Annotated in this window: 10 protein-coding genes and 1 pseudogene; 5 read left to right on the forward strand and 6 right to left on the reverse strand. The window is 43.0% G+C overall.

What is annotated here, in order from left to right:
- Positions 1–39 precede the first annotated feature (39 nt).
- Positions 40–762 carry a Bax inhibitor-1/YccA family membrane protein gene (locus tag JMX75_RS04845; protein ID WP_011513970.1) on the reverse strand — a complete coding sequence of 241 codons (723 nt, stop codon included), beginning with the start codon at positions 760–762 and terminating at the stop codon, positions 40–42.
- A 297-nt stretch (positions 763–1,059) separates the two neighbouring features.
- On the opposite strand from JMX75_RS04845, the gene JMX75_RS04850 reads away from it, so the two are divergent.
- Both JMX75_RS04850 and JMX75_RS04855 read left to right on the forward strand, forming a co-directional pair.
- On the forward strand, positions 1,060–2,064 hold the full coding sequence (locus tag JMX75_RS04850) for an NAD(+) kinase (protein WP_020443747.1): 1,005 nt from the start codon (positions 1,060–1,062) through the stop codon (positions 2,062–2,064).
- A 55-nt stretch (positions 2,065–2,119) separates the two neighbouring features.
- The gene (locus JMX75_RS04855; RefSeq protein WP_011513968.1) at positions 2,120–2,431 is read left to right on the forward strand and encodes a YeaC family protein; all 312 of its coding nucleotides are present in this window, start codon (positions 2,120–2,122) and stop codon (positions 2,429–2,431) included.
- 95 nt (positions 2,432–2,526) lie between these two features.
- On the opposite strand, the gene JMX75_RS04860 is transcribed toward JMX75_RS04855, so the two are convergent.
- From JMX75_RS04860 to alaS, 4 genes and pseudogenes are all read right to left on the reverse strand, one after another.
- Positions 2,527–2,901, reverse strand: a complete 375-nt coding sequence (locus JMX75_RS04860) for a HopJ type III effector protein (protein WP_011513967.1) — start codon at positions 2,899–2,901, stop codon at positions 2,527–2,529.
- 170 nt (positions 2,902–3,071) lie between these two features.
- Positions 3,072–3,239, reverse strand: a pseudogene (gene csrA / locus JMX75_RS04865) (carbon storage regulator CsrA); the annotation flags it as partial.
- A 411-nt stretch (positions 3,240–3,650) separates the two neighbouring features.
- The gene (locus tag JMX75_RS04870) at positions 3,651–4,937 is read right to left on the reverse strand and encodes an aspartate kinase (RefSeq protein WP_011513965.1); all 1,287 of its coding nucleotides are present in this window, start codon (positions 4,935–4,937) and stop codon (positions 3,651–3,653) included.
- A 310-nt stretch (positions 4,938–5,247) separates the two neighbouring features.
- Positions 5,248–7,920 (reverse strand): alanine--tRNA ligase, encoded by a 2,673-nt coding sequence (alaS, locus tag JMX75_RS04875; RefSeq protein WP_201531267.1) that lies wholly within the window; start codon positions 7,918–7,920, stop codon positions 5,248–5,250.
- Positions 7,921–8,349: 429 nt separating this feature from the next.
- Here alaS and JMX75_RS04880 point away from each other — a divergent pair, with 429 nt between their 5' ends.
- Complete coding sequence (locus JMX75_RS04880; RefSeq protein ID WP_133104485.1) at positions 8,350–8,562, forward strand: hypothetical protein; 213 nt, start codon at positions 8,350–8,352, stop codon at positions 8,560–8,562.
- A 163-nt stretch (positions 8,563–8,725) separates the two neighbouring features.
- On the opposite strand, the gene JMX75_RS04885 is transcribed toward JMX75_RS04880, so the two are convergent.
- Entirely contained in the window at positions 8,726–10,150 is a 1,425-nt protein-coding gene (locus JMX75_RS04885; RefSeq protein ID WP_201531268.1) for a L,D-transpeptidase family protein, read from the reverse strand.
- Positions 10,151–10,527: 377 nt separating this feature from the next.
- Here JMX75_RS04885 and prmB point away from each other — a divergent pair, with 377 nt between their 5' ends.
- Complete coding sequence (gene prmB / locus JMX75_RS04890) at positions 10,528–11,703, forward strand: 50S ribosomal protein L3 N(5)-glutamine methyltransferase (RefSeq protein WP_011513962.1); 1,176 nt, start codon at positions 10,528–10,530, stop codon at positions 11,701–11,703.
- A gap of 61 nt (positions 11,704–11,764) precedes the next feature.
- Positions 11,765–12,868 carry a chorismate synthase gene (aroC, locus tag JMX75_RS04895; RefSeq protein ID WP_020443743.1) on the forward strand — a complete coding sequence of 368 codons (1,104 nt, stop codon included), beginning with the start codon at positions 11,765–11,767 and terminating at the stop codon, positions 12,866–12,868.
- The last annotated feature ends 43 nt before the right edge of the window (positions 12,869–12,911 follow it).

The raw sequence follows: 12,911 nt of genomic DNA on the forward strand, positions 1-12,911 counted from the left end.
CGGTTTTTTTATTTCAATGACTATCGAACAGCTATTTGACTAATCTTGTAGATAGCTTAATAGACGCATAAATTCGATATACATCCACACTAGCGTTGCAAGAAGACCAATACTGAATAACCATTCGTAGTCTTCTGACACACCCATTGCCACACCACGCTCAATATTATCAAAATCTAATAACAGCGTAAAAGAGGCGATAACAATCACAAATAAGCTAAAGCCAATAGCGATAGCGCCGCCTTCAAACAAGAAAGGCAGGCTTGAACCAAATGCTAAAGAAAGTACCCACTGCGCCACATAAACTAGCATGATAGCGATCAAGGCTGAGGTGACGATTGAGCGGAACTTTTCAGTCACTTTAACCAAGCCTGAGCGATATAGCCCTAGCATAACCGCCGCTGTTACAAAGGTCGCACACATTGCAGTGACTGGTACACTTGGGTACATTCTCATGAAAAACAGGGAAATACCACCTAAGAATATACCTTCCAAAAGCGCATATGGGACGGCAAGCGTCTTAGCTTTTTGCGGTTTAAAGGTAATGAAAATCGCTAAGCCAAAGGCAGCAAACATACTACCAAAAGCCGCCATCGTGATAAAACCTTGTGATAAACCTGCCATCAACGCATAAAAGAAAAATCCAATACCCGTAATCGCCGATAAGCCAAGCAATAAACTGGTTTTTTGAATCACGCCCTTCACTGTCATCGGCGCACCGCCGACGGCAAGCTCTGCGCGACTGACAATAGGATTGGCCATAAAGTTGTCCTCAATAAAATATAAATAATAGTTATGTCAGCTACTTTAGCAAAATCGCCATTATTGTCAACGGTGTTTACGTGACAGCGTACAAGGCTTTGCGCAACTATTGAGTCGATTTCGCTCCTATACACAGCGATATTAAATAGCTAAATGCATACGCCCAAAACAGCGTATGTTGGCTTTTATATGGGGTCAATTACGACCGTTAACAACGATAATTGATAAACAGGCTAGTCTAATCGCCTATTTCTCGTTATCATTGCTCTGTAATTTACCATCATGCCGAGTCGTTTTATGGAAACCTCAGCGCAGTCCGCAAGATTGCCGCACCTACATGAATCAGAGCTGTTCCACGCTATCAAAAATCCAGCTTTTCGCCGTATTGGCTTGATGGGTCGTGCTGGAAAGCGCAGTGTAACCCAAAGTCTTGGGCAGATTGCCCAAATAATTAACGACATGAATCTTACGTTGATTATGGATGTGCAAACCGCCAACTTGCCAACTCTGAATCTCACTGATATTGAGAGAGTCAAAATTGTTAAGCGTAGCCTTATCGGCGAGATTTGTGATTTGGTCATTGTGGTTGGCGGTGATGGTTCTATACTCCATGCTGCCGAAGCACTAGCGCGCTATCGTGTACCTGTCTTGGGGGTTAACCGTGGTCGCCTTGGTTTTTTAGCCGATGTCAAACCTGATGAAGCGGCGTTTAAATTGCGCCAAGTACTGATGGGTGATTATCAGTTAGACCATAGATTTTTACTTACGATGGAGATTCGTGAAGGTCGTAAGATTATTCATGAAGACATGGCACTCAATGACATCGTGTTGCACGCTGGTAAGTCTGTCCATATGATTGATTTTCAGATGAAAATCGATGGGCATGATGTTTATCGGCAGCACAGTGATGGTCTCATCGTAGCGACACCGACGGGCTCGACAGCTTATGCGCTCTCTGGTGGTGGTCCTATTATACATCCAAGCATGGATGCCATATGTTTGGTGCCTATGCACCCGCACACGCTGTCAAGTCGCCCTATTGTGGTCAGTGGCACCAGCGAGATTTGTATTCGTATTCACGAGGACAACCGCACCCAGCCGATGGTCAGTGCTGACGGTAAACCAAGCACGCCGCTTGAACAAGAGCAGCGTCTATATATTCGTAAGCATCCGGACAAATTAACCTTGCTACATCCGCCAGGGTTTGACTTTTATGAAGCGTGCCGGACGAAGTTACACTGGAATGTGCATGCTGAGGAATTCAGTCTCGACGCTGATGATGATATCATGGACGATGAATAAGCGTCTTTATTAGACAAAAATGTGATATAAAAAATAGTAGTGGAGAGTAGGCACGATGGACAAACAAACGATATTAGCAAGCCTAACACCTGAAGTGGTCGATAAATTTCGTATGGCAATTGAGCTTGGCAAATGGCAAGACGGTCGTAAGCTGACTGCTGAGCAGCGCGAGACCTGTATGCAAGCCGTGATGGTATGGGAGCATGAACATCTGGCGCCTGCTGAGCGAACTGGCTATATTCATAAGCCGGTCAGAGAAGATGGTTCGGTCGTTGGCGCTGAATGTGATGTTGAACATGAACATCATTATCCCAATATGCCAAATCCGAAAGGTGCGGTACAGCCCGTGAAGTTTCGCGATAAATAGACTTACTATGTAAATGCACTGATAAAAAATGAAGCATAAAAAAAGCCACGCTATCATCATAGTGTGGCTTTTTTATAATCGTCAATCATAAACCATCAAAGCGTGCTGGTATCTACGCTAGGGCGCAGTGTTAATGGATTCTTCTCCATTAAAAAACCTTGCCAGCCCCAATGTAAAAAATTGCGAATATTGGGATGATCAACTCCTTTAGGCGTCGCTTGAACTGTTTGGTAATGCTCACCAAACAACTTTAGCGTATCTAATTGATTTAAGCCGTGATGCTTTGCAAAACCAAAAATCTTGGCGCTGCCTTCGTTTTCACCAGCAGCATTATGTGCCATGCCATTAACAAAAGGCGCTGGCGCATAACGATAAAAATCATCAATAAAACTGATGACATCATTGAATCCAATGGCTTTTTTATTCAAACCATTAAGTAGAGCCGATACATCTGATTGGCGGATACTCATAAATAAATGACCTCAAAGCTGTTAAAAAGCCAAAACTAGCATGCTTGATACAAGCTTAATGATTATTGATAGTTGGATATGAAGCTAACAGGTTAGCGATTAAAATAGTCTTCATCATCAAATGAAGGCGCAAAGCTGCCTTGCTCAAGATGCTGCATTTGCGACTGTACCGTGCGCTCATGTTGAATGCGCTGATAAATCTCTTCGCGGTGTACGGCAATATCTTTTGGCGCATCAACGCCGATACGTACTTGATTGCCTTTGACACCTAGGACAGTCACACTGACCTCGTCGCCAATCATTAGCGTTTCGCCCACGCGGCGTGTCAAAATTAACATGCGTCACACTCCTTATGTTGCATCAACAGATTATTACTCATCAGATTGCGTCTCAATTACAGGACATTATCGCTGCACAAAATAGGCAGCTGTTATAAAGTAAATGTCATAAACATTGTTTTATAAATCTTACCCAAAATAGGATGCTAATAGCGATAATGATAGATAAATTCATTTAGCCCAAATGAAACCCTCATTATAGGGGGCATAACAGATACTGTCACGGGTTTTCACAAAACTATTGGTTTTATAATAACCTCAGCAATAATAAAAAAAGAAAATAGGGTCCTAATAAGACCCTATTTAATTAAGTATTAAGCATTATTGAAAATAATAAATCGCAGTTTATTGAATAAACATTAAAGCCTATTATTTTTATACGGCTTTAGTAAAGTGTTTATACGTTCATTCTTATAAACCAGCGATTTTGCTTTCACCGTCTTCACGATCAAGACCAAAGGCCGTATGTAGAGATCTTACCGCTTTTTCCAGATACTGCTCTTGGATAAGAACAGATACCTTGATTTCACTGGTCGATATCATTTGAATATTGATGTTGTTTTCCGCAAGGGTTTGGAACATAAGACTAGCAACACCTGCGTGCGAGCGCATGCCGACGCCGACTAATGAGACTTTAACCACTTCATCATTGGCCAATATTTCTTTAGCACCGATTTCATCTTTGACTTCGCTTTCTAGTACTTTCATGGTTTTTTCCATGTCCGTACGATTAACGGTAAAAGTAAAATCAGTCATACCGTTGGTAGATAGGTTTTGCACGATCATGTCAATTTCGATATTGGCGCGGCCAATAGGGCTGAGGATAGCAGAAGCAATGCCAGGGTGATCAGGGACACCGCGTACGACGATTTTTGCTTCGTCTCGATTAAAAGCGATACCTGAGATGATTGCCTGTTCCATATTGTCTCCTTCGTCTATCGTAATTAGGGTGCCGACATTGTCTTGAAATTCTTGGTCGAAGCTACCATCGTTGTTTTCATCAAAGCTAGATAATACGCGCAGCGGTACGCCGTATTTGCCAGCAAATTCTACTGAGCGAATCTGTAAAATCTTAGAGCCAAGACTTGCCATCTCAAGCATTTCTTCAAAAGTAATCTTTTCAAGTTTTTTGGCTTTTGAGGTGACGCGCGGGTCAGTGGTATAGACGCCATCAACATCAGTATAGATTTGGCATTCATCCGCGCCTAAAGCCGCGGCAATCGCCACGCCTGTCGTATCAGAGCCGCCGCGCCCTAATGTCGTCGCATTGCCTTCTTCATCGATACCTTGGAAGCCTGCGACAATAACGACGTTGCCGGCATCTAGCTGCTCACGGATGTTTTTGTCATCGATACTTTCAATACGCGCTTTATTGTGAGCATTATCGGTTTTAATAGCGACCTGACGACCGGTAAATGAACGTGCACCGATACCCAACTCTTTAATCGCCATGGCAAGCAGTGAGATAGACACCTGCTCGCCGGTTGAGACCATTTGGTCATATTCGCGAGGATCGGGCTGGCTACTGATTTGGCGTGCTAAATCAATCAAACGGTTGGTTTCACCGCTCATGGCAGACACGACAACGACTACTTGATGACCATTGTCATGCCAGCGTTTGACTCGTTTGGCGACGTTTTTGATGCGGTCGATACTGCCCATCGAGGTGCCGCCATATTTTTGTACTATTAACGCCATAAAAATCTACCTATTATTCACCAATGGTTATCTGTTATTGAGAGACATCAATTCGTCATGGCACTGTCTAAATTAAGTGCTAGATTGATTTTAATAACGATAAAGCCAGATTATAAGAACTGCGCCCTTTGTTTTACTTTTTGATGGTTTACTGTCTTATTATGCCAATAGACTTCATACGCTGAAATAAGTCTAAGCGTTGACCTTTATATCATATTCGAGCCGTAACTTTAAGTATCAGTAGACATTAGATACATGGCGATTGGTTATAACCGTTATAACCAATCGCCTATTAGCCTCAGCTTAATACTTAACCAAGCTGCTCTGCAATCCACGCAGGTAGCGCATTGATAACCGCGCTGGTGTTGGCAGCTTTTGGTGCGCCGCCTTGGGCATAGTCAGGTTTACCACCACCTTTACCACCAAGCTCACCTGCCAAATGACGAATAATATCACCGGCTTTTACTTTCGCAGTCACAGACTTTGCCACACTAGCAGCTAATGCCAACTGCTGATCTTTATCACCAATCAATACAATCACACTATCTGGTAGTTTTGATTTGATATCGTCCATTAGCGTACGGATAGATTTACCATCGATACCGCTTAGTGTACTGATAAGTACTGGCGTACCAGCAATGGTTTGCACGTCATCAAGCAAGTTTGCGGCTTGGGCGCTGGCGATTTTTTGCTCTAAACGCTCTAGTTGTTTCTCAAGTTCGCGCTGCTTATCCGCCATGGTACGCACACGCTGCGCCACTTCAGGACGTTTTACTTTTAGCTGACTGGCAAGCTCGCTCAGCTGCTGCTCACTTTGCTGGATATTTTTAATCGCATTCATGCCAGTGACGGCTTCAATACGGCGGATGCCAGCCGCAATACCTGATTCGCTGGTAATTTTTAACACACCAATATCACCGGTACGTTTAACGTGCAAACCACCACAAAGCTCAATAGAGAAAGGCTTACGTTGACCATCGATGATACTGTCAGTACCCATGGTTAAGACGCGAACATCACTGCCATATTTTTCGCCAAACAATGCCATAGCACCTTGTTTCATTGCTTCGTCGATAGACATATTCTCGATGCGAGCAGGGGTGTTGGCTTGAATTTGCTCATTGACTAAGCGTTCGATACGTGTAACTTCAGCAGTGCTGACGGGCTTGTCATAGGAGAAATCAAAACGTAATACTTCGCTTGATACTAGCGAGCCTTTTTGCGTGACTTCATCACCCAATACTTCTCTTAATGCAGCATGCAATAGATGTGTGGCAGAGTGGTTTTTGGCACTGGCTGCGCGAATACTCGACAATACTTGCGCATCAGCGGTTTGCTTGGTGTTAATGTCACCCATGGTCACGACACCATAATGGATGATGGCTTGACCAGATTTTTTGGTATCTTGCACTTCAAAAACGCCAGTCGCGGTGCGGATTTCGCCAAGCTCACCAACCTGACCACCACCTTCAGCATAAAACGGTGTACGGTCAAGTACTACGACACCTTCCATACCTTCAGTTAGGCTATCGGCTGGATTGCCATCTTGATAAAGTGCATCAATCGTGACACCTTCTTCTTCAAGCTGCTCATAACCGATAAAGGTGGTTGGGTTTTCTACTTGAATGACATTGCTATAATCAACGTCGAACTTGCCTGCATCACGCGCGCGTTCACGCTGTGCTTGCATATGTTCATCAAACTCCGCTTCATCAATCACAATACCGCGCTCACGGGTGATATCAGCGGTCAAGTCAACGGGGAAGCCGTAAGTATCATATAGCTTAAATGCTGCTTCGCCAGAAAGGGTATCACCATCTTTTAGACCTTCCAATTCGCTGGCAAGTAGACGTAAACCTTGTGCTAAGGTTTTGGCAAATTGGGCTTCTTCTTTTTGAATGGCGTTTTCAATGACGCTTTGCTTATCTTTTAGCTCAGGGTAGGCGGTGCCCATCTCAGCGACAAGCGGTGCGACCATTTTATAAAAGAAATCGCTATCGGCACCAAGCTTATTACCGTGGCGTACCGCACGACGAATGATACGGCGTAGCACATAACCGCGACCTTCATTACTTGGAGTGACGCCATCAGCAATCAAAAATGAAACAGCGCGAATATGGTCAGCAATGACTTTTAATGATGACTGTTGCTGATTCTCAATTTCTAAAATCTCAGCCGCCGCATCCATTAAATGAGTGAATAAATCTATCTCATAGTTGCCATGTACGCCTTGCATGATGGCACTGATACGTTCAAGTCCCATGCCGGTGTCAACACTTGGGGCTGGTAGCGGCAGCATAGTACCGTCTTTTTGACGATTAAACTGCATAAAGACGCAGTTCCAAATTTCGATATAACGGTCGCCGTCTTCTTCAGGCGTACCCGGTAAACCGCCTTCGATATCAGCGCCATGGTCATAAAATACTTCGGTACAAGGGCCGCAAGGGCCAGTGTCACCCATCGTCCAAAAGTTGTCTGAGGCGTAAGGCGCGCCTTTATTATCTCCAATACGGATAATGCGCTCGCTTGGGATACCGATGTCTTTATGCCAAATATCAAAGGCTTCGTCATCAGTCTCATAAATGGTCACATACAAGCGGTTTTTATCAATCGCAAGCCATTCGTCCGAGGTCAAAAACTCCCAAATATAACCAATACCTGCTTGCTTAAAATAATCGCCAAAAGAGAAATTACCAAGCATTTCAAAAAACGTATGATGGCGCGCCGTATAGCCGACGTTATCCAAATCATTATGCTTGCCACCAGCACGTACGCACTTTTGCGAGGTTACCGCACGCGTATAATCACGCGGCTCAATACCCAAAAAGGTCTCTTTAAACTGATTCATACCGGCATTGGTAAATAGCAATGTCGGGTCATTATGCGGAATCAAACTCGATGAGGCGACGAGGGTATGCTGCTTGCTTATGAAAAAATCGATAAAAGCTTGACGAATATCGGCTGAGCGAAATGGCTGGCTCACAGCGGCTCCTTACTGACGGATGTATTTAGTAGAATAAGTAAAATAATTTTGCAAGCGATTTTAGCACAAACGTGCCAAGGGTGTTGAAGATTCCTAAGTAAATACATGGTAAACCCTACTCATTTTTTGCTATAAACCAGACAATTTTATTTAGATTGTCAGTCGAATATTTCAATAGTAAGGATAAACAAGCACGTAGTCATAGGTCTTCCCGAATAAAATTGGGCCAGTACAAAGGGTGGAAAACTTTTAAATAAAAGGCGGTTTGGTGTTAGTAAAAACACTTATTATAAATCAATACTTATAATAAGGTTATCGATAGTAATTACTTACTATGATTGGGCTGAGCATAAATAATAAAAGACTTACTATTAGTATGGATATAGTGTATAAAGTAGTTATACCCATAATAAAAGTAAGGAATAAGTTATGAACTGGCCACTTTTTTCTGTTGTCTATTCAATGGCAGCAACTGTCATCATCGGTCTTTTTATGATCGGTGCTTTGGTCATGGGTTTTAACCAGATTCCGCATATTCAAATAGCAGTCGCTATCGGTTTCTTAGTTTCTATTCCCACAGCATTATTTTTCACCAAAAAAATTGGCAGCATTACAGGTAATGAAGAGGGTTACAAAGCATAGTTCGTGGTAAAAAAGATCGTAGTATCATTTAATCGAGCATTTTATATATGCTATTCATTTTATTTATTACATCTAAAATTTTGGTACTGAATCTTTTGGAATATAATAAAAAAGACCTTGATACGATGATCAAGGTCTTTTTTATTGCGTACTATCTATTGAACTATTTTAGCTCAACGGTTGCGCCATTTTCGATATTGGCATAAACCTCTAAAACGTCCCAGTTAGTCAAACGCACACAGCCTGCTGATGCTTGGCGACTGATACCTTCTGGCTTAGGTGAGCCATGTAAACCGTAAGAAGGTTTAGATAAGCCCATCCATACCACCCCTACGGGACTGTTCGGTCCTGGTGGTAACATATGTACTTTTTTATCTGCGCCTTCGCCAACAGTTGCTTTATACCACGGCATTTTTACTTTATTAACGATTTTAAAGGTGCCCTGTGGTGATGGCGTGCTGTCACTACCGACGGTTGTAGGATAGGTTGCAACCAGCTTGTCATCATTATAAGCATAAAGAGTTTTATCAGCTTTATTGGCGACGACACGGTTAATACGCTGCTTAAGCGGAGCACGCGTATTTAATACAGTAATGGTTTCACCCGCTTTATATTGTTTGTTTTTATTTAACTTGTCTAAATAACGCACATCCATATGAAAGCGCTCACCAAACATCTCTTTGATGTCTTGATAATACAAGCCTTTCATTTTTGACTTGGCTTCTGAGTCTGCAGGCATAGTAGCAAAATTGGTATTCACATCATCTTCAGTGATGGTATACGTCACTAAAACTGGCTTGTTAGCTGGAATATTTTTATTTAAAGCATCCCATGTTTTTTGATCCATCTTACCGTTTGCTGGCAAGCCTTGCATGGTTTGAAAGTTGATCAGTGCTTTTTTACTGTTCATACCCCAGCCACCGTCAATAGCACCCGGAGACGCATGATTCCAATCGAGCAGCGCCTGCATTTTGATAGTCATAGCTGAGTTAACTTTCATACTCGGTGTCCATGTGGCACCGTTTACTTGTTTGGCATAATTAGACAAATTCAGCGTGGTATGTTTTTTACCATCAACATCGGCGATACTTTTGATAGAAGTATCCGTTGCACTATCAGCCATGGCAGAGCTAGGTGCTGATACCGCTTGACCTTCGCTAATATCGTCACTGTCTGATTGCTCATCCTTACGAGTCAATTCCTCTACGGTCATATTGTCAGCGGTAACGGCGACCGATGCTTTCACTTCAGCGTCCTGCTTGGCATCAATCAGCTGGGTCATACGGTCCGCTGATTTGGCTTTATTCGTATCTAGTTTTACGGACGTACTAGAGTCGACGACTGAGCTACTGCGACTTTCTTGCACATTCAGACTGACTTTTTTCGCAATACTAGGAAGCGAGTCAGCTGTGCGTACAGGTAAAGTGCGTGTACCATCAGTAGGTGCAGCAATAGCACTCATACTAACAACAGCGATAGATATAGCGGTGATAAGAGGTTTTATTTTCATCATATTTATATACTTGTGGTGGCTGCTAATGAGGCTATTATGCGCATAATTTGGATGCTTCGCAAACTTTTGACACATTTTTTTTCGTTTAAGACTTGCCAAACGTCAACAGTTGACGTATTCACTACAATTAAGCAAGAGTTGAGTCAGGCTAAGGCTGCCTTTTCCACTCAATTAACAGTTACCACAATACGTTATGAGCTTTAAGACAGTGTTATATGGCTATGCTAAATCAGCCTTTTTAACCCTTCTGTTAAAGCCATGGGCTACTTAATTGTAAATACTGCTAAAGATTTTGTTGAAGTAAAAAATACAGTCATTGGCGCATCATCTTGTTTCCGTCTATAATGTGGAACGAGATTTTTATTTAATAAATTGGCTGTTCAGTGAAATCATTGAAAGCGATTTAACCCATCCGCATGTAGTCAGTGAGCATGTAATCAGCAAGGTGCGATATGTCAGAAGACCAAGTAATGAGCGCAGAAGAATTTCAAAATCAATACTTTAATGATGATGAGTCACAAGGTATCAATGATGATATGGAATACGATTTAGAGACAGGGCTGGTCGGTGAGCACGATGAATTTGCGACTTTGCGTGCGGAGCTTGAAGAGGCACGTGAGCAACTGGTCACTATTCGTGACTTTATTCGTTTTTCAGTGACGCAATTACGTAACTATGATGTGGTTGTCGCCCAAGGCACCACCGATGAGTTTGCCGAAGCATCTGCGATTGTATTGCATTCTTTGTCTTTGGATTGGTCTGCCAATGATCAGATTCTGGACTGTCGTTTGACCACTTCAGAGAAGCAATTGGTTTTAAGCTTGTTAGAAGAGCGTATCGCTGAGCGTAAGCCATTAAGCTATTTGATTAATCTGTCTTATTTCTGTGATTTGCCGTTCTATGTCGATGAGCGCGTATTGATTCCTCGCTCACCTATTGCTGAATTGATTCGTCAGCAGTTCCACCCATATTTTGAAGTGAGCGAGCTGGCAAAACCAATAGGCGTAAGTGTCAATAATCAAGCGCCGGCTTTTTATGATCATGGCTTAGAAATTAAACAGCTATCACAGCCTGAGCGTATTTTAGATTTATGTACCGGTTCTGGCTGTATTGCTATTGCGCTGGCGACTCGTTTTGTCGATGCACTGGTTGATGCTGTAGATATTGATAAAGGTGCACTAGAAGTCGCGATGGTCAACGTCGATCATCATGACCTTGGTCATCAAGTCAATGTGATTGAATCTGACTTATTTGCCAAAATCCCTGCCGAAAATCAATATGAGCTGATTGTAACCAATCCTCCTTATGTTGATGCCGCTATCATGGCAGATTTGCCACCAGAGTTTTTATATGAGCCTGAGCATGCGCTTGCTGCTGGTCAAGATGGTTTAGACTTGGTACATCGTATCTTGTTTGAAGCACCCGATTATCTAAGCCCCGAAGGTTTGCTAGTCTGTGAAGTGGGTGATAGCGAGTGGGCGTTAAAACAAGCTTATCCTGAGATTCAGTTTGATTGGCTAAGGTTTGCTCATGGCGGTCATGGCATCTTTGCGATTACCTATGATGAGCTTATGAGCTATCGCTCATTATTCGCCAATTATGTACAGTTACTAGATAGCAATCAATAAATCACGATTGATACTATAATTAAAACAGTCAAAAATCGACTTCATTTGTTTAAGGATAAATATGGCAGGCAACAGTATTGGTCAGGTCTTTACCGTCACCACCTGCGGTGAGTCGCATGGTGCAGGTTTGTTAGCAATCGTCGATGGCGTGCCACCAGGTTTAGCCTTATCCGAAGCCGACTTGCAAATAGATTTGGATCGCCGTAAACCGGGTACTTCTAAGTACTCGACCCAGCGCCGTGAATCTGATGAAGTCGAGATTATCTCTGGCGTTTTTGAAGGTAAAACGACAGGTACTTCTATCGGTCTACTGATTCGTAATACCAATCAAAAATCTAAAGACTATGGTGAAATTAAAGATACCTTTCGCCCCGGTCATGCCGACTATACTTATAGTATGAAGTATGGCTTTCGTGACTATCGTGGCGGTGGTCGATCATCGGCGCGTGAGACTGCCATGCGTGTAGCGGCAGGTGCTATCGCCAAGAAATACTTGCTAGAGCGCTTAGGTGTGCAAATCCGTGGTCATGTGACCCAAATTGGTAATGAGTACAGTAATGTCCTAAACCCAAGCACAATCGATTGGGATTTTGTGAATAGTAATCCGTTTTTCTGTGCGGATGCCGATGCTGTCAGTCGCTTTGAGACCTTGATAGATAGTTTACGCCGTGAAGGTACGAGCTGTGGTGCCCGTCTTGAGATTATTGCAAGCGGCGTACCAGTTGGACTTGGTGAGCCGGTATTTGACCGTTTAGATGCCGATATTGCCCATGCCATGATGAGTATCAATGCCGTTAAAGGTGTTGAGATTGGTGATGGTATGGCAGTGGCAGGACAATTTGGGCATAGCTCTCGTGATGAAATGACACCCGATGGTTTTACCGCCAATCATGCAGGCGGCATCTTGGGTGGTATCTCATCAGGACAAGATATCCGTGTCAGTATTGCACTGAAGCCAACCTCTAGTATTACTACGGCTGGCAAGAGTATCAATACAGAGGGGGAAGCGATTGAGATGCTGACCAAAGGTCGTCATGATCCTTGCGTTGGTGTACGTGCAACACCTATCGCCGAAGCTATGTTAGCGATTGTGTTACTGGATCATTATCTGCGTCATCGTGGTCAAAATGCGGATATTAAGCAACCAGTTCAATCGATTACTTAATGTCTCTATGCCTTTAAAATATGAGTAGGGTTGACCCTTTACA

The sequence above is a fragment of the Psychrobacter sp. LFX-11D genome, from assembly GCF_904846475.1.
GTDB lineage: Bacteria > Pseudomonadota > Gammaproteobacteria > Pseudomonadales > Moraxellaceae > Psychrobacter > Psychrobacter cryohalolentis.